18 protein-coding genes, 1 tRNA gene and 1 pseudogene are annotated in these 19,941 nt (G+C 74.9%); 12 read left to right on the top strand and 8 right to left on the bottom strand.

The window, feature by feature from the left end:
- Positions 1-129 precede the first annotated feature (129 nt).
- Positions 130-576 carry a DUF2087 domain-containing protein gene (locus tag KVS67_RS06360; RefSeq protein ID WP_036317141.1) on the top strand — a complete coding sequence of 149 codons (447 nt, stop codon included), beginning with the start codon at positions 130-132 and terminating at the stop codon, positions 574-576.
- Between the two features lie 167 nt (positions 577-743).
- Here the strand turns inward: KVS67_RS06360 and KVS67_RS06355 are convergent.
- Positions 744-817: transfer RNA gene (locus KVS67_RS06355), tRNA-Gly, on the bottom strand.
- A gap of 99 nt (positions 818-916) precedes the next feature.
- The gene (locus KVS67_RS06350; protein ID WP_223247468.1) at positions 917-1,090 is read right to left on the bottom strand and encodes a hypothetical protein; all 174 of its coding nucleotides are present in this window, start codon (positions 1,088-1,090) and stop codon (positions 917-919) included.
- A gap of 136 nt (positions 1,091-1,226) precedes the next feature.
- On the opposite strand from KVS67_RS06350, the gene KVS67_RS06345 reads away from it, so the two are divergent.
- From KVS67_RS06345 to mnhG, 10 genes and pseudogenes are all read left to right on the top strand, one after another.
- Positions 1,227-2,756, top strand: coding sequence for a hypothetical protein (locus KVS67_RS06345; RefSeq protein ID WP_217565132.1), 1,530 nt, complete (start codon positions 1,227-1,229; stop codon positions 2,754-2,756).
- 3 nt (positions 2,757-2,759) lie between these two features.
- Positions 2,760-3,341 (top strand): dCTP deaminase, encoded by a 582-nt coding sequence (gene dcd, locus KVS67_RS06340; RefSeq protein WP_002858370.1) that lies wholly within the window; start codon positions 2,760-2,762, stop codon positions 3,339-3,341.
- Positions 3,305-3,775: pseudogene (locus KVS67_RS14400) on the top strand (MFS transporter); the annotation flags it as partial. The gene dcd and the pseudogene KVS67_RS14400, both read left to right, overlap by 37 nt.
- Positions 3,758-4,660 (top strand): MFS transporter, encoded by a 903-nt coding sequence (locus tag KVS67_RS06335; RefSeq protein WP_324287927.1) that lies wholly within the window; start codon positions 3,758-3,760, stop codon positions 4,658-4,660. The pseudogene KVS67_RS14400 and the gene KVS67_RS06335, both read left to right, overlap by 18 nt.
- Before the next feature lie 68 nt (positions 4,661-4,728).
- On the top strand, positions 4,729-7,827 hold the full coding sequence (locus KVS67_RS06330) for a Na+/H+ antiporter subunit A (protein ID WP_135040357.1): 3,099 nt from the start codon (positions 4,729-4,731) through the stop codon (positions 7,825-7,827).
- Positions 7,824-8,384 (top strand): NADH-quinone oxidoreductase subunit K, encoded by a 561-nt coding sequence (locus tag KVS67_RS06325; RefSeq protein ID WP_078025521.1) that lies wholly within the window; start codon positions 7,824-7,826, stop codon positions 8,382-8,384. Before KVS67_RS06330 ends, KVS67_RS06325 begins: the two co-directional genes overlap by 4 nt.
- Positions 8,381-10,012, top strand: coding sequence for a Na+/H+ antiporter subunit D (locus KVS67_RS06320; protein ID WP_036383641.1), 1,632 nt, complete (start codon positions 8,381-8,383; stop codon positions 10,010-10,012). The genes KVS67_RS06325 and KVS67_RS06320 overlap by 4 nt, the downstream gene beginning before the upstream one ends.
- Positions 9,999-10,616, top strand: coding sequence for a Na+/H+ antiporter subunit E (locus KVS67_RS06315; protein ID WP_036383643.1), 618 nt, complete (start codon positions 9,999-10,001; stop codon positions 10,614-10,616). Before KVS67_RS06320 ends, KVS67_RS06315 begins: the two co-directional genes overlap by 14 nt.
- Positions 10,616-10,954 carry a monovalent cation/H+ antiporter complex subunit F gene (locus KVS67_RS06310; protein ID WP_036383645.1) on the top strand — a complete coding sequence of 113 codons (339 nt, stop codon included), beginning with the start codon at positions 10,616-10,618 and terminating at the stop codon, positions 10,952-10,954. The genes KVS67_RS06315 and KVS67_RS06310 overlap by 1 nt, the downstream gene beginning before the upstream one ends.
- Complete coding sequence (gene mnhG, locus KVS67_RS06305) at positions 10,951-11,358, top strand: monovalent cation/H(+) antiporter subunit G (RefSeq protein ID WP_036383647.1); 408 nt, start codon at positions 10,951-10,953, stop codon at positions 11,356-11,358. The genes KVS67_RS06310 and mnhG overlap by 4 nt, the downstream gene beginning before the upstream one ends.
- A gap of 78 nt (positions 11,359-11,436) precedes the next feature.
- On the opposite strand, the gene KVS67_RS06300 is transcribed toward mnhG, so the two are convergent.
- From KVS67_RS06300 to KVS67_RS06280, 5 genes are all read right to left on the bottom strand, one after another.
- Positions 11,437-11,715, bottom strand: coding sequence for a DUF4235 domain-containing protein (locus KVS67_RS06300; RefSeq protein WP_036383649.1), 279 nt, complete (start codon positions 11,713-11,715; stop codon positions 11,437-11,439).
- 77 nt (positions 11,716-11,792) lie between these two features.
- Positions 11,793-12,794 (bottom strand): aminotransferase class IV, encoded by a 1,002-nt coding sequence (locus KVS67_RS06295; protein WP_036383651.1) that lies wholly within the window; start codon positions 12,792-12,794, stop codon positions 11,793-11,795.
- A gap of 64 nt (positions 12,795-12,858) precedes the next feature.
- Positions 12,859-16,140: an MMPL family transporter gene (locus tag KVS67_RS06290; protein ID WP_041104530.1), complete on the bottom strand. Its 3,282-nt coding sequence runs from the start codon at positions 16,138-16,140 to the stop codon at positions 12,859-12,861.
- Positions 16,141-16,250: 110 nt separating this feature from the next.
- The gene (locus tag KVS67_RS06285; protein ID WP_036383655.1) at positions 16,251-16,763 is read right to left on the bottom strand and encodes a para-aminobenzoate synthase component I; all 513 of its coding nucleotides are present in this window, start codon (positions 16,761-16,763) and stop codon (positions 16,251-16,253) included.
- On the bottom strand, positions 16,760-17,236 hold the full coding sequence (locus tag KVS67_RS06280) for a MarR family winged helix-turn-helix transcriptional regulator (protein WP_036383657.1): 477 nt from the start codon (positions 17,234-17,236) through the stop codon (positions 16,760-16,762). Before KVS67_RS06280 ends, KVS67_RS06285 begins: the two co-directional genes overlap by 4 nt.
- 64 nt (positions 17,237-17,300) lie before the next feature.
- Here KVS67_RS06280 and KVS67_RS06275 point away from each other — a divergent pair, with 64 nt between their 5' ends.
- Positions 17,301-19,592, top strand: coding sequence for an MMPL family transporter (locus tag KVS67_RS06275; RefSeq protein WP_217565131.1), 2,292 nt, complete (start codon positions 17,301-17,303; stop codon positions 19,590-19,592).
- A gap of 48 nt (positions 19,593-19,640) precedes the next feature.
- Here the strand turns inward: KVS67_RS06275 and KVS67_RS06270 are convergent.
- Positions 19,641-19,941, bottom strand: a 301-nt coding sequence (locus KVS67_RS06270; RefSeq protein WP_217565130.1) for a hypothetical protein, incomplete at its 5' end; no start/stop codon positions are given.

Below are 19,941 nucleotides of genomic sequence, written 5' to 3'. Positions count from 1 at the left end.
CGGCCCCGCGCGGCAGGGCCCGGCGGCCCGGCGCGAAGGGGAGCGGATCCTCGGGCCCACCGCACGCGACGGACGTCGTCCCCGACCCGCGGCGCGGCATGGCCGGGAGCGCGCCGGCGAGGATGCACCATGACCCGTCAGTCCGACCTCAAGACCCTGATCCGTGCCCGCATGGCCGTCACCGGTGAGCGGTACACCGCCGCGGCGGCGGCCCTCGCTGACGAGTGGCAGTCCGCCGAGCGCTACCACGCGACCGTGCTTGCCCGCTTCTTCGACGGGGACCGGCTGCGCTCCATCCCTGCGCGTCGCAAGCCGCGGGTGGCCGTCCTTCTCGAGCTGTTGCGTCGCTTCAGAGCGGGCCGCGCCTACGCGGAGGCCGAGGTCAACGACCTGCTGCGCCCCGCCCACGAGGACGTGGCCACGCTGCGTCGCGAACTCGTGGACTACGGGTTCCTCGCCCGCGCCGACGGCGTCTACCGACTGGCGGACGCCGGGCCCGACCTCGACCCGCGCTTCGCCGCGGACCTGCCGGTCGACCTGGAACGCCGGCTGCGCGAGATCCGCGCGGGCCGTTGAGGGGAGCGGGACCCCGCACGTCGACCTGGAACGCCAGCGGTCGCCATGACGCCGGAATGTGGCCGTATTCCGACGTCTTGCGTTCCCGGTGCGGCCGTGGCGGGGCGACGTGGACCGACACGGCCCCGGGTCCCTCGCGTGAGGGGCCCGGGGCCGTCGTCGTGGTGTGGAGCGGGCGACGGGAATCGAACCCGCGTATCTTGCTTGGGAAGCAAGCGCTCTACCATTGAGCTACGCCCGCGCAACCGCTCAGCTTCCGCCTGCGGCGCGGGCACCACCATACACCAGCCCGGCCGGTGCACCGGCCCCGCGTCGTCATCGAGCCCCGCGGACCCGTACGTCAGTGCACCGGGTCCGCTGCGGCGACCTCGCGCGCCCGCACCCGCCGCGTCGCCGCCCGGGCGCGCGAGCGACCGAACGCGTCCGCGTACCGCGTGAGCACCGGCCCGGCGATCACGATGGAGAACTCCCCGCGGATGGTCAGGGCCGCACCCGCGCGCCAGCGGCCGGCCACGCCGTTTCCCGAACGAAAGCGCACCAGGGGCCGCCGTTTCCCGAACGAAAGCGCGCCAGGGGCCGCTGGTAGAGTCCGAACCGCGCCCGGCCGCGGCCGGACGCGTCCGGCAGCCCCCGTCCCGGAAGGACGTCCCATGCGCGACACCGCGGCCGACGCGGCCCAGGTCCCCGCCCGCCCCGACGACACGGCGGTGTACCGCTACCTCGCGTTCGGGGAGACGGACCGCCCCTTCCTTGTGGGCGGTCCCCGGCCCGCACCGCCCGCCCCCGCCGCGACGCCGTCCCCGGTCGCCGACCTCGAGTCGCTCCGCGCCGCGATCCGCGCCCACGGCGGCCCCCTGGCCTCGACCGCGCACATGCGCGGCCGCCCCGCCCCGACGCCTCCGTCCGCCCACGCGTCCCGTGGCCTGCGCGGCGCCGCGCGCACCCTGACCGCGACCCGCCGCGACGTCGCCGCCCGCCTGGCCGACTCCCGCGAGCGCGCCGACGTGCCCGTCGAGGCGCTGCTGAACTCCGCGTTCGTCGACGCCCGCGCGCACGAGCGCCCCGCCGAGCGCGGCGTGCCGCGCGGGCGTCTCGCCGGTCTCGTGGACGCCGTCCTCCCGCCGGCCCGTCCCGCGGGCGACGCCGCCGCGGCCGGCCTGCTGCTCACCCTGCGCGAGCCGGTCCGCGAGGTGTTCGCCTCGGACTCGTTCGCCGCCCGCCCGTACGTCGACGCGCCCACCGTCCGCGCGCTCTTCGAGGACTTCCTCGCCCACCCGCGCCGGCACGACCCCGAGCGCTTCTGGCGCCTGCTCAACCTCGAGCTCTGGCTGCGCGACGCGGTGGACGCGGACGCCGCCCCGGCCGGCCCCGCCACCGCGGTCGACGAGGCCGCGGGCGCCCCGGCGCCGGCCAAGCCGGACCACGAGCCGAACCCGGGCAAGGAGCTCGACCTGGTCTCCGCCGAGGACGGCCGCCGCTACCGCCGCTTCCCCGTGCAGACCGGCCTCGTGGACCGGGACACGGAGCTGCAGGCCTACCTGCGCGGCGAGATCGAGGACTTCTTCCGCGACCTGCCCGCGGACGCGATGCCGCAGGACGCCCCGTGGCACTTCTCCGTCTCCGAGAAGATCGTGGCCATCACCCAGGGCCGCTCCTACTACACCTGGGAGGTCCGCCCCTCCGTGGCCGCCCGCGTCCTCTCCCGGCTGGTCACCCGTACGCCCGCGGGCATCGGACTGGGCGACCCCACCACCATGCAGCTGGCCATCCAGGAGGCCGGCCTGCCGCGCATCGTGCTCTCCGCGGCCGCCGGCGCCGCCGGCAAGGTCGCCGGCAAACGCGGTGTGTTCTACAACGTGGTGGGCGGCAACGTCCGCGCGATCGACGGGCCCACCACCTACTCCACGTTCCCGGCCAACGTCTCCGCCAAGCTGCCCCCGGCCGAGCCGGACCGGGTGGCCGCCGAGGTCTCGGCGATGATCCGGGCGGCGGACATCCCAGCCTGGGCGAAGGCATCCTTCGCCGGCACCGTCGTGATGGACGCCAACGACATCGGCCGCAACGCCCTCGGCCGGGACACGGAGGCCTCCGCCGCCGTCCTCGAGGCCGCCTTCGCGGACAACCCGCTGGGCCAGGGCCGCGAGCGCACCCCGCTGGCCGTCGTCGTGCGAATGGACTGAGCCGTGCTGCTCTCCGACCGCGACATCCGCGCCGAGCTCGACTCCGGGCGCGTGGGCCTGGACCCCCTCGACCCGGCGATGGTCCAGCCCGCGTCCGTGGACGTGCGCCTGGACCGGTTCTTCCGGCTCTTCGACAACCACCGGTACGCGCACATCGACCCGCGCCAGGAGCAGGACGAGCTGACCCGGCTGGTGGAGGTGGACCCGGACGAGGCGTTCATCCTGCATCCGGGGGAGTTCGTGCTCGGCTCCACCTATGAGCAGGTCACGCTGCCGGACGACCTCGCCGCCCGCCTCGAGGGCAAGTCCTCGCTGGGGCGGCTGGGCCTGCTGACGCACTCGACCGCCGGGTTCATCGACCCCGGGTTCTCCGGGCACGTCACGCTCGAGCTGTCCAACGTGGCCACGCTGCCCATCACGCTGTGGCCGGGGATGAAGATCGGCCAGCTGTGCTTCTTCCGGCTCTCCTCGTCGGCCCAGTCGCCGTACGGCACCGGGGCCAACCAGAACCGGTACCAGGGTCAGCGCGGGCCCACGGCCTCCCGGGCGCACCGGGACTTCCACCTCACCCGCATCGAGCGATGACCGACGTCGCGCTCCCGCCGGTCGCCTCCGCCGCCCCGCGCCGCCAGGTGGCCGCGTGGGCGCTGTGGGACTGGGGCTCGGCCGCGTTCAACGCGGTCATGGTCACCTTCGTGTTCGGCACCTACCTGGCCTCGGACGCGTTCGGGCCGGACGAGCGGGGCACGGCCTGGCTCTCGACGGCGATGGCGGTGGCCGGCGTCGTCATCGCGGTCACCGCGCCCGTGCTGGGGCGTCGGGCGGACGGCGCGGGACGGCGCCGCCTCTGGCTGGCGCTGACCACGGGCGCCGTGATCGCGTGCACCGCAGCTTGCTTCTGGGTCACCCCGGAGGAGTCCTCCCTGCTGCTGGGCGTCACCCTGATCGCCCTGGGCACGGTGTTCTTCGAGTTCGCGGAGGTGCAGGTCAACGCGATCCTCGTGCACATCTCGACGCCGGCCACGATCGGCCGGATCTCGGGCATCGGCTGGGGCGCGGGGTATCTCGGCGGCATCCTGCTGCTGCTGATCGTGTTCGTGGGCTTCGTCTCGGGGGACGCGCACTGGTTCGGCGTCACGGAGGACGCGGCGCTGAACATCCGGGTGGTCGCGCTCGTGGCCGCCGCGTGGTTCCTCGTGTTCGCGATCCCCGTGCTGGTGGCCGTGCCGGACCCGGCCCCCGCCCCGGCGGCGGACGGCGGGCCGCGCCGTGAGTCGGTGCTGGGCTCCTACCGCGAGCTGGGGGCCACGCTGGCCCGGATGTGGCGCGAGGACCGGAACACGCTGTGGTTCCTCGTGGCCTCGGCGGTGTTCCGCGACGGCGTGGGCGCGGTGTTCGTCTACGGCGCCATCCTGGGCACCACGGTCTACGGGCTGGCGGCCTCGGACGTGATCCTGTTCGCGATCGCGGCCAACGTGGTGGCCGCCCTGGGCGCCTTCGTGGGCGGGCGGCTCGACGACGCGGTCGGTCCGCGCCGGGTGATCCTCGGTTCGCTGGCCGCCATGGTCCTCGTGGCCGGGGCGCTCTTCTTCGCCTCGGGCACCCTCGCGTTCTGGGTCGGCGGGCTGGCGCTGTGCCTGTTCGTGGGCCCGGTGCAGTCGGCCTCGCGCGCGTTCCTGGGCCGGCTCACCACGCCGCGGACGGCTGGCGAGGTGTTCGGGCTGTACGCCACCACGGGCCGCGCGGTCGGGTTCATCACGCCCGCGCTCGTCACGCTCGCGCTCGCCCTGCACCCGGACAACCGGGTGGTCATCCCCGTGATCGCCGTCGTGCTCGTGGCCGGTGGGCTGCTGTTCGCCCGGGTCACGGAGCCGATCACGCGGAGCGCGGAATCGGTCCGCTGACCCCGGGTGGGGCGCATCCCTCCGTTAGGCTGGACCGGACCCTCGCCCGTGCCTGACGAAGGGACCGCATGCTCGTCATCCTGACCGCGCTCTTCGTCGTCGCGCTCGCCGCCCCGGTGCTCTTCCGGTGGACGGGACGTCAGGGGTTCTATCTGCTCGCCGCCGCTCCCGCGGCGGGCTTCGTTTGGCTGCTCACTCAGCTGCCGCACGTGTTCGCGCTGCAGGAGGCGCTCGACGCCGGCCGGCCGGTCCCGGCCTCGGCGGCGCGCCTGGACCGCGCCGTGCCGTGGGTGCCGTACCTCGAGACCGAGCTCGCGTTCCGCATGGACGTGCTGGCCGCGTTCATGTCCCTGATCGTGCTGGGAGTCGGCGCGCTGGTCCTGGCCTACTGCGCCCGCTACTTCCGGGAGCACGAGCCGCGCAACGCGGTGTTCGGCGGGCAGCTGCTGGCGTTCGCCGGCGCGATGTTCGGGCTCGTCACCACGGACGACCTGATGGTGCTCTACACCTTCTGGGAGATCACGTCCGTCCTGTCCTTCCTGCTGATCGGCTACTCGGGCCACCGCATCTTCGCCCGCCGCTCCGCCATCACCGCCCTGATCGTCACCACGTTCGGCGGCCTGGCCATGCTCGCGGGCCTGATCATGCTGGCCCACTTCGCCGGGTCCTGGCGGATCTCCGGGGTCCTCGAGGCCGCCCCCGCCCTCATGGCCGACGCCGGGCTGCGCGGGCTGCTCGAGGTCGCCGTCGCCCTGGTGCTGATCGGCGCCCTCACGAAGTCCGCCCAGGCCCCCTTCCACTTCTGGCTGCCGGGCGCGATGGCCGCGCCGACCCCCGTGTCCGCGTACCTGCACGCGGCGGCCATGGTGAAGGCCGGCGTCTTCCTCGTGGCCCGCCTGGCCCCGGAGTTCCACGGCCTCGCCATGTGGCAGGTCCTCGTGATCGGCGTGGGTCTGTGGACCCTGCTGCTCGGCGGCTGGCGCGCCCTGCGGCAGACAGACATCAAGCTCGTCCTCGCGTATGGCACGGTCTCCCAGCTCGGCTTCCTCATGGTGGCCAACGGGCTGGGCACCCGCGACGCCGCCATGGCCGGCCTCGCCATGCTCCTGGCCCACGCGGTGTTCAAGGCCCCCCTGTTCATGGTGGTCGGCATCATCGACCACGAGGCCGGCACGCGCGATCTGCGCCAGCTCTCCGGGATCGGCCGCCGCCACCCGGCCCTGGCCGCCGTCGCCGTGGTGGCGGGCCTGTCCATGGCCGGCCTGCCTCCGCTGTTCGGCTTCGTGGCCAAGGAGTCCGTCCTGGAGGGCCTGGCCGCCCACGGCGTGGCGCACGCGGACGTGTGGGGCTGGACGCCGCTCGTGCTCATGACCGTGGGCTCGGTGCTCACCTTCGCCTACACGTGGCGGTTCCTGTGGGGCTCGTTCGCCGCCAAGCGGGACGAGGAGGGGGCCGCGGTCCCCGTCACGCGCTTCCACACCCGCGTCACCACCCTCGAGCTGGCCCCGGCCGCGCTGCTCGCGCTCGCCGGCCTGGTGCTCGCCTTCCTGCCCGGCCCGGTGGAGGGGATCATCACCGCCCACACGGGCTCCCTGCCGCCGCTGGACCCGGAGGAGGCGCCGGCCTACCTGGCCCTGTGGCACGGCTGGACGCCCATCCTCGCCCTCTCCGCGGGGGTCTGGGTGCTCGGCGCGCTGCTCGCCCTCGGCCGGCCGGGAGTCGAGGCGTTCCAGCGCCGCGTCGAGTTCCCGGTCGACGCCCTGCGCACGTACCGGAAGATCACCGGCGCCCTCGACGAGGTCGCCATCTGGGTCACGGGGCGCACCCAGACCGGCTCCCTGCGCCGCTACCTGGGCATCATCCTGGCCACCGCGTTCCTGCTGCCGGCCGCGTTCCTGCTCTTCCCCGTGGGGCGCAGCGAGCGCACGCTGGCCACCTCGTTCCTCTCCGCTGACGTCGCGTGGTTCCAGACCCCGGCGCAGCTGGTCGTGGTGCTGATGATCGCCGTCGCCACCGTGTTCGCCGTCCGCGCCCGCCGCCGCTTCAAGGCGATCATGCTGGTGTCCGTGACCGGCTACGGCGCCGCCGCCCTGTTCGCCCTGCGCGGCGCCCCGGACCTCGCGATCACCCAGGTCCTCGTGGAGACCATCATCCTGGTCACCCTCATCCTGGGCCTGCGCGTGCTGCCGCCGGACTGGCACGACCGCCGGACCGGCTCGCGGCGGATCGCCCGCATGGCGGTCGCCGGCGGCTTCGCCCTGACCATGATGTGGATCGCCGCCACCGCGCTCGCCGCCCGCACGGCGGAGCGGATCTCCCTGCCCATGCCGGAGCTGGCCTACACGGACGGCTACGGCACGAACGCCGTGAACGTCACCCTCGTGGACATCCGCGCGTGGGACACCTGGGGCGAGATCAGCGTGCTGGCCGCCGCGGCCACCGGCGTCGCCTCCCTGATCTTCCTGCAGCACCGCGACGGGCGCACCCGCAGCATCGACGACGTCGCCCCCGGCTCCGTCGGCGACTTCGGCACCGACTCGGCGCTGGGCACCCGGGAGCTCTCGGTGGTGCGCAGCTTCGCCGTGGACGACCGGGACGGGCAGTGGCTCGTGGCCGGGCACACCATGGCCCCGGAGCGGCGCTCGATCATCCTCGAGGTCGTCACGCGCTTCATGTTCCCGATCATGATGCTGTTCTCCGTCTACCTGCTGCTGGCCGGGCACAACACCCCCGGCGGCGGCTTCGCCGGCGGCCTGCTCGCGGGCCTGGCCCTGACCCTGCGGTTCCTGGCCGGCGGCCGGTACGAGCTGCAGGAGGCCTCCGTGATCCCGGCCGGGCCGATGATCGGCCTCGGCCTGGCCGTCGCGACGCTCACGGGCATCGCCCCGCTCTTCTTCGGCGGCCAGATCCTGCAGTCCTACGTGGTGGAGTTCACCGACCTGCCGCTGTTCGGCGACTCCCTCAAGCTGGTCTCGGCCACGGCGTTCGACATTGGCGTGTACCTCGTGGTGGTCGGCCTCGTGATCGACGTGCTGCGCTCGCTCGGCGGCGAGGTGGACCGCCGGGGCGAGGAGGCCCGCCGCGCCCGCCTGCGCGCCGCGGCCCGCCGTCGCCATCCGCGCATGCCCACCCCGTCCACTCCGTCCACCCAGGAGGCCGCCCGATGATGACCGTCGACCTGGCCCTGCTCCTGGCCATGGGCGTGATGTTCGCCGGGGGCATCTACCTCGTGCTCGAGCGCAGCCTGACGCGCATCCTGCTCGGCATCGTGCTGATCAACAACGGCGCCATCATGCTGCTGTTCCTCTCCTCGGGCGGCACGGGCCTGGCCCCGCTGTTCGTGCGCGGACGGGACCCGCACGAGTACGCGGACACGCTGCCGCAGGCGCTGATCCTCACCGCGATCGTGATCGGCTTCGCCGTGATCGCGTTCCTGACCGCCATGATCTACCGCTCGTGGCTGCTCGTCCGCGAGGACGAGGTCGAGGTGGACGCGGAGGACGTCAAGATCGCCCGGATGCCCGCCTGGGACGCGGAGGACGACGCGGAGCTCGTGGAGGAGTCCTCGGAGTTCCTGGACGACGCCGCGGACCCCAACGCCCACTACGAGCACGCCACGGAGTCCCGACCCCACGTGCGCCACGCCTCACCCACGCCGCCCGCCCATCCCGGCCCGGCGTCCGCCGTCCGTGCCCACCGCGCCGACGGGGGGCCGCGCCCGTGAGCATCGGCACCCTCCCCCTGACCGACCTGGCCCCGCTGGCCGTCATGCTGCCCGTGCTGGGCGCGGCCGTGACCTTCATGCTCGTGCGCCGCCCCCGCGCGCAGATCACCGTCACGGTCTCCGCGCTCGTGCTCACCCTCGTGCTGGACGCGCTGCTGCTGGCCGCGGTCTGGGACACCGGGGTCGCGGCCGTCCACCTCGGCGGCTGGCCGGCCCCGCTGGGCATCAGCCTCGTGGTGGATCGGCTCTCGGCCCTCATGCTCGTGGTGTCGGCGCTGATCACCCTGGCGGTGCTGCTGTACGCCTCGGCGCAGGGGCTGATCAACCGGGACGAGGGTGGGCCGGTCTCGATCTTCCACCCCACGTTCCTGATCCTCGTGGCGGGCGTGTCCAACGCGTTCCTCGCCGGCGACCTGTTCAACCTCTACGTGGGCTTCGAGATCCTCCTGACGTCCTCCTACGTGCTGCTGACCATGGGGGGCACCGCCCAGCGCATCCGCGCGGGCGTCACCTACGTGGTGGTCTCCGTGCTCTCCTCGGTGGTGTTCCTGATCGCGATCGCGATGATCTACGCGGCCACCGGCACCGTGAACATGGCGGACCTGGCCGTGAAGCTGGGCGAGCTGCCCACCGACGTGCAGATGGTCCTGCACGTGCTGCTCCTGGTGGGCTTCGGCATCAAGGCGGCCGTGTTCCCGCTGTCCTTCTGGCTGCCGGACTCGTACCCCACCGCGCCCGCCCCGGTGACCGCGGTGTTCGCGGGCCTGCTCACCAAGGTGGGCGTGTACGCGATGATCCGCACCGAGACGCTGCTCTTCCCGGGGGAGCACGTCAACGCGCTCCTGCTCGTGGTGGCCGCGCTGACCATGGTGGTGGGCATCCTCGGCGCGCTGGCCCAGACGGACATCAAGCGCATCCTGTCCTTCATCCTCGTCTCCCACATCGGCTACATGATCTTCGGCCTGGGCCTGGCCACGGAGGCGGGGCTGGCGGCCACCGTGTACTACGTGGCCCATCACATCACCGTGCAGACCGCGCTCTTCCTCGTCACGGGCCTGATCGAGAACCGCGCCGGCACAGCGAACATCGACCGCCTCGGGTCCCTGGCGAAGGTCTCCCCGTTCGTGAGCGTCCTGTTCCTCGTGCCCGCGCTCAACCTCGGCGGCATCCCGCCGTTCTCCGGCTTCCTCGGCAAGGTCGGCCTGCTGCGCGGCGGCGTCGAGCAGGCCACGCCCCTGGCCTACACGCTGGTGGGCGTGTCCCTGCTCGTGTCCCTGCTGACCCTGCTCGTGGTGGTGCGCGTGTGGACCCGCGCGTTCTGGCGCCGCGTCGAGGACGTGGAGCACCCGCCCGCCCAGCTCGTGGCCGCCTACGAGCGGGCCGTCGCCCGTGGCGAGCGCCCCCGCCCGCTCGAGCCGGGCCTCGTGCTGCCCACCACGGCGCTCGTGGGCCTGACGCTGGTGTTCACGGTGGCCGCCGGTCCGCTGTTCGCGCTGGCCGACGAGGCCGCCACGGACATGCTCGACCGCTCGCCCTACATCGCGGCGGTGCTCGACGACGCCGCGGCCGAGCGGGCCGCGGCCACCCTCAGCGTCGACCCGACGGAGGTGCACGATGCCCGGAAGTGACTCCGCCCGCCGCGGCGTGGTGCGCCCCGACCGGATCCGGGGCATCGTGGCCCAGTGGCCGCTGATCCTCGTGATGGTGGCCGTGTGGTGCGCCCTGTGGCAGGACTTCGCTCCGCACGTGGCCCTGACCGGCCTCGCCTTCGCGCTGCTGATCATCGGGCTCTTCCCGATGCCGAGCATCCCGTTCAGCGGCCGTCTGAACCCCTGGTGGTCCCTCGTGTTCACGGTGCGGTTCCTCGTCGACGTCGTGCGCGCCTCAGTCAACGTGGCCGGGACGGTGCTGCTGCGTGGCCGCCGCGCCCGCGGCTCGATCGTGGGCGTCCCGCTGCGCAGCCACGACGACCTCATCATCACGCTCGTCAGCCACGCCCTGGCCCTGGTGCCGGGCTCGATCGTGCTGGACGTGGACCGGGTCCGCTCCGTCCTGTACCTGCACGTGCTCGACGCGACCACGGACGAGGACGTGGCGGGCTTCCGCGCCAAGGCCCTCGACGTGGAGGCGGGCATCATCCGCGCCGTCGGCACGCGTGAGGACCTCGAGCTGGTCCGCCGCTTCCCGAGTTCGGCGCCCCCCGCCGCCCGCCCCCCGAAGGAGGAGGCCTGATGGACCCCATGGACCTGGCCACGTGGGCCGGCGGGGCGCTGCTCGTGGTCGGCGCCGTCGGTGCGCTCTACCGGATCGTGCGCGGCCCCTCGCTGCTGGACCGGGCGGTCGCCACGGACGTGCTGCTCGTGGTGTTCTCCGGGATGCTCGTCCTGGAGATGGCCGTGCACCGCCACACCCACCACGTGGTCCTCGTGGTGCTGGCCGCCACCGTCGGCTTCGTCGGCTCGGTGACGGTGGCGCGCTTCGCGGAGGACCGGCGCCCGGACCACTCGCTCGAGGACCAGGCGCGCGTGCCCGGCACCACGGACGTGCCGGGCGGGGAGGAGGGCCGATGACCGACACCGCCACGCTCCTGGACTGGCTGGCCGCGTTCCTGCTCGTCAGCGGTGCCTTCTTCTCCCTGGTGGCCGGCGTGGGCCTGTTCGTGCTCCCGGACCTGCTGGCCCGCATGCACGCCGCCGCCAAGCCGCAGGTCCTCGGCCTGCTGCTCATGCTCGCCGGGCTGGCGATCGAGTGGCGGTCGTGGGTGTGGCTGCCCGTGCTGTTGCTGGCGTGGGTCACCCAGATGGTCACGGCCCCGGTGGCCTCCCACCTGGTGGGCCGTACGGGCTACCGCACCAAGCACGCCCGCCGTGAGCTGTTGCACCGGGACGAGCTGGCCGCCGTCGTCCGTCGCGCCGAGCCCCCGGCGGACCCCGGGCCGCGCCGCGCCGGCGCCCGGCCGCGCGGGCGCCGCTGACACCACCCCGCATAGCACGACGGCCGCCGTCCGGATCCCTCCGGGCGGCGGCCGTCGTCGTGGTGGTGGCGGGGCGGCTCAGACCTCGTGGTCCACGCGGTGCGCGGTGGACTCGGACACCTTGCGGATCGCGGCGCCGGCGCCGCGCTGGCCGGCGACCTTCAGCAGCGCCGCGACGCCCGCGGAGATGAACGCGAAGGACAGGGCCTCGATGAGGGGCAGCGTCTCGTCGGCCGCGTCGTTCGGGGCGCTGTGGCCGGTGACGAGCCGCCAGCCGCCCGCCACCACGCGGGAGCCGACGATGCCGCCGACCAGCGTGATGCCGGCGGACAGGGCCTTCTGGGCGAGCGTGTTCATGGTGCGCCTTCCGTGGTCGGGGATCTCACGTGCGGTTGCGGCCGCGGCCGACGACGCCGGACGGGCCGGTCCCCAGCCTAGCCCGCGGTGGGCACCGGGTCGCCGCTGACGTGCCGGCCGGGGTCGCCGTCGGCGTCCAGATGGGCCTGCAGCATGCCGGTGAGCTCGTGGTCCACGGGGATCTCGACGCCGTCGACGGCGCGCACCGGCAGGACGCCGCGCACCGAGGAGACGAGCCAGACGCCCTCGGCGCCCTGGAGGTCCGCCGGGACGAGCGGGCCGTAGCCGAGCTCCCAGCCGTCCGCGTGGGCGGCCGCGAAGATCACGGCCTGCGACGTGCCGGCGAGGATGCCCTTCTGGCGCAGCGGGGTGAGGAGGCGGCGGACGCCGTCCTCCCCGGTGCGCACGATCAGCACCGTGGAGGTGGGGCCCTCGAGCAGGTAGCCGTCCGCGCTGGTGAAGACGACGTCGTCGGCGCCGTGCGCGCGGGCGTAGCGCAGGGCGGCCATGTTCACGGCGTAGGAGAGGGTCTTCGCGCCGGTGAGCAGCCACGGGGAGCGCTCGGGGGCCTGCGAGTCGATGCCGCGGTCCAGCAGCAGCACCCGCAGCCCCCGCTGCCGCTCCTCGTCCTGGATCGCCGGGGCCGGGCTCAGCAGCGCCCACGCGGTGGGCGTGGGCACCGCGCCGGGAGCCGCGTCCGGGCCGCGGGTGACGGTCAGGCGCACGGCGAGACGGTCCCCGGGCGCGACGTCGTTGGCCTCGGTGAACGCCCGCAGGCCGAGCGCGACGGCGGCCTCCCACGCCGCCGCCTCGGGGGCGGCCAGCTGCAGGGCGGCGGCGGACGCGGCCAGCCGGCCGAGGTGGGCTCCGAGCTTGCGCATGCGCAGGGTCCCGAGCCCGTCGGCGACGGCGAGCGCCGTCTCGAAGATGCCGTCGCCGCGCGTGACCCCCTGGTCCGTGACGCTCAGGTGCGGGACGGCCGGGTCCGCGAGCCGCGGGGCGGGGGCGCCGTCCGCGTCCGTCTCGAGCAGGACGAGGACGGGCGAGCCGGCGGCGGGGGAGAAGGCGGTGGGACGCATCCGCCCAGGATAGACGCCCGCCCCCGGCCGATCGGGGCCGGGGGCGGGCATCAGTCGGGGGCGGTCAGGCCCGGTGGGCGCCGCCGTCCGGGGCGGGGACGGAGGGCTGCGCCGGGGCGTGGGCGCGCTCGAGCTGGGCGCCCTCCACGTCCACGTCCGGCATGATCCGGTCGAGCCAGCGCGGCAGCCACCACGCCTTCTCGCCGAGCAGGTGCATCAGCGCCGGCATCAGGAGCAGGCGCACCACGAACGCGTCCAGCAGCACGCCGAAGGCCAGGCCGAAGCCCATCGGGCGGATCATCGCGTCGTGGGCGAAGATGAACCCGCCGAACACGGAGATCATGATGATCGCCGCGGCGATCACGACGGCCCGGCCCGAGCGCAGGCCGGTCAGCACGGCCTGGCGGGCGGGCAGGCCGTGGGCGTAGGCCTCGCGCATGCCGGAGGCGATGAACAGCTGGTAGTCCATGGCCAGGCCGAACAGCACGCCGATCATGATGGTCGGCAGGAAGCTGAGCACGGGGCCGGGGTTGTGGACCCCGAACACCGAGCCGAGCCAGCCCCACTGGTAGATGGCCACCACGCCGCCCATGGCGGCGAACATGGAGAGCACGAACCCGCCGGTGGCGATCAGCGGCACCAGGATCGAGCGGAACACCAGCACCATGATCAGCAGGGACAGGCCCACCACCACGCCCAGGTAGAGGGGCAGGGCGTCGGAGAGCTTCTCCGAGACGTCGATGAACCCGCTGGTCATGCCGGCCACGCCGAGGTTGGAGGCCTCGCCGGCCGGCTCGGTGGCGCGCAGGTCGCGCACCAGCTCCTCGGTGGAGACGGCGTTCGGGCCCTCCTCGGGCAGCACCTGGAACATGGTGACGGTGCGGTCCTCGTTGAAGCCCGCGGGCACCACGGCGTGCGCGTGCTCGAGGCCGGCGAGCTGCTCGCCCACCGCCAGGCGGGCGTCCTCGGCCGCGTCCTCGTCCAGGCCGGCGGGCAGGTCCACGGTCACCACGAGCGGGCCGTTGTAGCCCTCGCCGAACTTCTCGGCGGTGAGCTCGTACGCAACCTGCGAGTCGGAGCCCTCCGGCTCGGACCCGCCGTCCGGCAGGCCCAGGCGCATCGAGCCGACCGGCAGGGCCACGAGCACCAGCAGGGCGACGGCCGCCAGGGCCGAGGCGATCGCGGCCGGGGTGGACATGGTCGAGCGGCGCCCGGCGCGGCGCACGGCGGCGGAGCCCTCGGCGACGGAGGCGGGACCCTCGTCGGCGAGGCGGGCCCGCTCCTTCTTCGAGAGGATCCGCATCCCGGCCAGGGAGAGCAGGGCCGGGGTCAGGGTGACGGCCACCAGCACGGCCACGGCCACGCAGACCGCGCCCACGGTGCCCATCAGGCCCAGGAACGGGATGCCGGTGACGTTCAGGCCCACGAGGGCGACGATCACGGTGATGCCGGCAAACACCACGGCGTTGCCGGAGGTGCCGTTGGCCAGCGCGATCGACTCGTGCAGGCCCGTGCCGCGACGCAGCTCCTGGCGGTGCCGGTTGACGATGAACAGCGCGTAGTCGATGCCCACGGCCAGGCCCAGCATCACCCCGAGCACCGGGGTCACGGAGATCATCTCCACGGCGGAGGAGAACGCGAGCGCCCCGGCGGCGCCCACGCCCACGCCCACCAGCGCGTTGACCAGCGGCAGACCCGCGCCCACGAGGGTGCCGAGCATGACCACCAGCACGATCGCGGCGACCACGAGGCCCACGACCTCGCCCGGGCCGAGCAGGGAGGACACGGTGGCGTTGAGCTCCTGGGAGGGATGCACGGCGACGCCGTCGATGTCCGCGCCGGTGAGGGCGCCGGTGACCGCCTCCTTGTCCTCGGCGGTGACGTCCGGGGTCGGCGTGGTGAAGGTGACGATCCCGACGGCGGTGCTGCCGTCCTCGGACACGGTGCGGAAGTCCTCCGCGAGGGCCAGGGTGCGCTCGCCGCGCTCGGCCTCGACGCGGCCGTCGTCCAGCTCGGCGCGGCCGTCGGCGAGGTCGGCCTCGGCCTGGTCCAGGCGCTCCGCGCCGGCGGCCAGCTGGGCCCGGCCGTCCTCGAGCTCGGCGACGCCGCGCTCGTACTCGGCCCGGCCCTCGTCGATCTTCTGCTGCTGCGCGTCGAGCTCGGCCTCGGCCGCGTCCAGGGCCTGCTGCCGTCCCGCGGCCACCTGCTCGCGGCCGGCCTCGAGCTCGGCCTCGGACTCCTGCAGCTGCTGCCGGCCGGCGGCGAGTCGGGCGGCGCCGTCGTCGGCCTCCGCCTGGGCGGCCGCGAGCTGTTCGGCGCCCGCGTCGGCCTCGGCCTGGGCGGCCTCCAGCTGCGCGCGGGCGGCGTCGGCCTGGTCCTGACCGGCCGCCAGCTGTGCCTCGCCGGCGGCGAGCTGCGCCTCCTGGTCGGCGAACTGCGCGGCGACCTGCTCCGCCGGGACGCCGGCGGCCTCGGCCTCGGCCAGGGCGGCGTCCCGGGCCTGCTCGAGCTCGGTGCGGCCCGCGGCCAGCTGCTCGGCCCGGGCGTCGAGCTCGGCCTGCCCGGCCTCGAGCTCGGCCCACCGGGCGTCGAGCTCGGCCTGCGCGGCCTCGAGCTCCTGACGCTGTGCGTCGAGCTTGGCCTGGCCGGCCTCGAGGCGCTCCGCCTGCTCCTCGAGCTCGGCGCGGCCGGCGTCGAGCTGCTCCTGGCCTTCGGCCACCTGCTGCTCGGCCTCCCGGAGCGGGGCCAGGGCCTCGGCCGGCAGGGCGTCCAGGCCACGCTCCTCGAGGTCGGCGCGCGCGGCGTCGAGCTTCGCCTGCCCCTCCTCCAGCTGGGCGGCGGCCTCGGCCAGGCGCTGCTCGCCCGCGTCGGCCTCGGCCGTGCGACGCTCGAGCTCGGCCCGGCCGTCCTCGATCTCCTGGCGTCCGTCCGCGAGGCGCTGCTCGCCGTCGGCCAGCTCGGTGCGGCCCTCGTCCAGCCGGGTGCGGGCGTCGTCCTGCTGGGCCTGGGCCTCGAACGGGTCCACGACGCCCTCCACGGCCGGCTGCTCGGCGACGTCGTCCAGCAGGGCGGTGATCTGCTCGCGCTGGGCGTCGGTCAGGGGGGAGCCGTCCTCGGTGGTGAACACGACCTGGCCCCTGCCGCGGGAGGCTTCGGGGAACTCCTCCTTGAGACGGTCCGTGACCTGGGCGGTGGGGGTGCCGGGGATGGTGACGGTGGAGGAGAGCGTGCCGCCGAAGGCGAGGAACCCGCCGACGGCGAGGGCCAGGGCGAGCACCCAGGCGAGGATCACGAGGAGGGGGCGGCGGGCGGCGCCGAGGCCGAGACGGTAGAGCAGTGTCGCCATGGGAAGGGGAGGTCTCCTTGCGCTGGGGTGGGACGCGGCCGGACGCGGCGCGCCGCCTCCGATGCTACACCTAAGCGGAGCGAACCGCTCCGGTCCGGGCGGCGCCGCCGTCAGGTGGAGGGCAGGCGCAGGATCAGGTCCGCCGCGGCGCGCGGGGCGTGCCGGGCCAGGTAGTCCTCCTCCTGTGCGGCCCAGCGGTCCCAGTGCGGGGCGAAGGTCTCGCCGTCCCGGGCCAGCGCCCGCGTGCGCCGGGCGGGGGTCTCGAGCTCGAGCCACACCGCCAGGTCGAGCAGCGGTCGGGCGGCGGAGCTGAGCGCGCCCACGCCCTCGCACACCACGACGTCGGCCGGCGCGGTCCACCGCGGCGGGCCGGGGGCGGCGCGGTGCCAGTCCCACGTGGTCCAGGTCGCCGTGCCCCGCTCCCGCAGCGCGCGGACGGCGGCCGGATAGGGGCCGTCGTCGCCCACCGCCGCGGCCAGCCCGTCCCAGCCCCGGTACATGGACTCGATCTCGATCACCTCGACCCGCGCGAACGGTGCGATCCGGGCCGCGAGCGCGGCGGCGAGGACGGTCTTGCCCGACCCCGAGCGGCCGTCCAGGCCGATGAGCGCCGGTCGGGTCACGGGTCCTCCGGGGCGGGGTCCGTCAGTGCGGCGGTGGCCGCCTCGAGCACCCGCACCGCGGCCCGCAGCTCCGCGGCGGAGAATCCCTCGAGGGCGGCGCTCAGCCGCTGGGACATCGGTTCGAACGCGCGCTGTCCGTCGCGGCGGGCCGTGTCCGTGTGCTCCACCAGCACGCGCCGCCGGTCGCCCTCGTCCCGGCGGCGGCGGACGTGGCCCGCGGCGGCCAGGCGGTCCACGAGGGCGGTGGCCGAGGCCCGGGTGAGGTGCAGGTGGGCGCCGAGGTCCGAGGCCGTGACGGGCTCACCGGCCTCCGCGCGGGCCATCAGGAGCGCGAGGGCTCTGAGGTCCGTGCGGTGCAGGCCGACGCCGCGGCCGGCCTCGTCGACGGCGTGCTCCGCGCTCTCGCTGAAGACGCGCAGCGCGTGGACCACGGCGAGGTGCTCCGCGGGGGCGGAGGGGGGCTGCGTGGTCATGGCCGGGAGTCTAGCCAGCCCCCATGGTTGTTTGATCATCGAACCATCCCCTACGCTCGGTGGCATGCCCACCCCGCCTGACCTCTCCGCCTTCCGCACCCCCGCCGCGCCGGGGCGTCCCCCTCGGGGGCTGCGGCTGGGCCTGGCCGCGGCGCTCGCCGTGGTCTGGTTCGCCGTGCTCGGCCTGGGCGGCCCCGTGTTCGGCAAGATCGGCGACGTCTCCTCGAACGACCAGGCCACCTTCCTGCCGGCGTCGGCCGAGTCCACCCGCGCGGGGGAGGAGGCGGCGGCGTTCCAGGACGGCGAGGCCGTGCCCGCCGTCGTCGTGGGTCCGGCGAGCACCGCGGACCCCGCGGCCGCCTTCCCCGCGCTCGCGGACCTCGCGGGCCGGCTGGGCGAGGTGCCGGGCGTGGCCGACGTCGCCGGCCCGATCCCCTCCGACGACGGCGCGGCGGTGCAGTTCCTGGCCTTCGTCGACTCCTCGGCCGGGGCCGAGCGGCCCGTGGCCGACGTGGTGGCCGACCTGCGGGAGGTCGTGGCGGACCCGGCGGCCGCCGAGCCCGCCCTCGCCGGGACCGTGGCCGCGGACACCGAGTGGCACGTGGGCGGTCCGGCGGGCCTGGTCGCGGAGCTGGGCGGCGCGTTCGCGGGGATCGACGGGCTGCTGCTCGTGGCGCTCGTGGTGGTGTTCGTGATCCTCGTGGCGGTCTACCGCTCCGTCCTGCTGCCGGTCCTCGTGCTCCTGACGGCCGTGGCCGCGCTCTGCGGCGCGATCGTGGCCGTCTACGGGATGGCCGTGGCGGGCTGGATCCAGCTCAACGGCCAATCCCAGGGCATCCTCTCGATCCTCGTGATCGGCGCGGCCACGGACTACTGCCTCCTGCTCGTGGCCCGGCACCGCGAGGAGCTGCTGGTCCGGGCGGACGTCGGGGAGGCGCTGCGGGCCGCCGTGCGCGGGTCCTTCGGCGCGATCACCGCGTCCGCCTCGACCGTGGCCCTCGCCCTGCTGATCCTGATGGCCTCGGACCTCAACTCGACGCGTTCCCTCGGCCCCGTGGCCGCCACGGGTGTGGCGTTCGCGTGGCTCGCCGCCCTGACCCTGCTGCCGGCGCTGCTGCGGCTGACCGGGCGGGCCGCCTTCTGGCCCACGATCCCGTCCCCCGAGCGCGCCCGCCGTCGCGCGGAGCGCCATGCCGCCCGGGGCCGGGCCTTCACCCCGCCGTTCGACGGCGCGGGCCGACCCGTCGCCGGCCTCGAGGAGGACCACGGGGTGTGGACGCGGGTGGGCGCCGTCGTCGCGCGCCGGCCCCGCCCCGTCTGGGTCGCCACGACGGTCGGGCTCCTCGCCCTCTGCGGCGGTCTGCTGCAGCTGCGCGCGGACGGCGTCGCCCAGGAGGACGTGCTGCTCGGCGACTCCGACGCCCGGCAGGCCCAGGCCCTGCTGAGCGAGCACTTCGACGCCGGCGCGGGCGCTCCCGCCCAGATCCTCGCGCCGGCCGGGGACGCCGAGGCGGTGCTCGCCGCCGTCGCGGAGGACCCCGGCGTGGCCGAGGCGGAGGTCACCGCGGACGCCCCCGGGACCGCCGCGGTCCCGCCCCCGAGCGCGCTCGAGGCGGAGGGCGGGACGGGCGCCGCGTCCGCGCCGGAGCCGCAGCCTCGCGTGGTGGACGGCCGCGTGCTGGTCTCGGCCACCCTGGCGGACCCGGGCGAGTCCCTCGCCGCGCAGCAGACCGTGGCCCGCCTGCGCGACCGGCTCGCGGATCTCCCCACCTCGGGCGAGATCCTCGTGGGCGGCCCGGCGGCCCAGGCGTTGGACACGAACGTCACCACGCAGCGCGACCTGCGGGTCGTCATCCCGCTGATCCTCGCGATGCTGCTGGTCATCCTCGCGGTGCTGCTGCGCTCGCTCCTGGCGCCCGTGCTGCTCGTGGCGGCCACCGTGGTCAGCTTCGGTGCGGCCCTGGGCGTCTCGGCCCTCGTGTTCCGGCACGTGTTCGGCTTCGAGGACGCCGACCCCACCGTGCCGCTGTACGGCTTCGTCTTCCTCGTGGCCCTCGGGATCGACTACACGATCTTCCTGATGACCCGGGCGCGGGAGGAGACGCCGCGGCACGGCACGCGGGCGGGCGTGCTGCGCGCCCTCACCGTCACGGGCGGGGTCATCACCTCGGCCGGCGTCGTGCTGGCGGCCACCTTCGCCGCGCTCGCGGTGATCCCGCTGATGTTCATGGTGCAGCTGGCGTTCATCGTGGCCTTCGGCGTGCTGCTGGACACCCTGGTGGTGCGCACGCTGCTGATCCCGGCCCTCGTGTGGGACATCGGCCCGAAGGTCTGGTGGCCGGCCAAGGCCGCCTGACCTGGTCGGTCCCGGACCCTTCCCGACACGGCGGGCGTGGGGCGTCGGTCAGTCGCCGAGGGTGAAGTCCACCATCAGCAGGTGGGACAGCGCCACGGAGTGACCGGAGTGGGAGTGGAAGGGCTTGCCCAGCGCGCGCAGGGCCTCCACTGTGCGGTCTGTGCGCGCCATGGCACGGCCCATGATGAAGCGACGCACCTCCGGGCGGGCGGCGGCCCGGTCGATGTCCTGCAGCCAGCGCTGGAAGCCGGCGGACAGGGGATCGTCCGGGTCGGCTGTCTCGACCGTGTCGTCGCCGTAGGCCGGGCCGGCGGCGGGCCGGGGGGGGTCGGCGGCCCAGGGGGGGGGG

This window comes from Micrococcus sp. GbtcB5, assembly GCF_019091605.1.
Taxonomy (GTDB): domain Bacteria; phylum Actinomycetota; class Actinomycetes; order Actinomycetales; family Micrococcaceae; genus Micrococcus; species Micrococcus luteus.
This window is presented reverse-complemented; position numbering and strand designations above follow the sequence as displayed.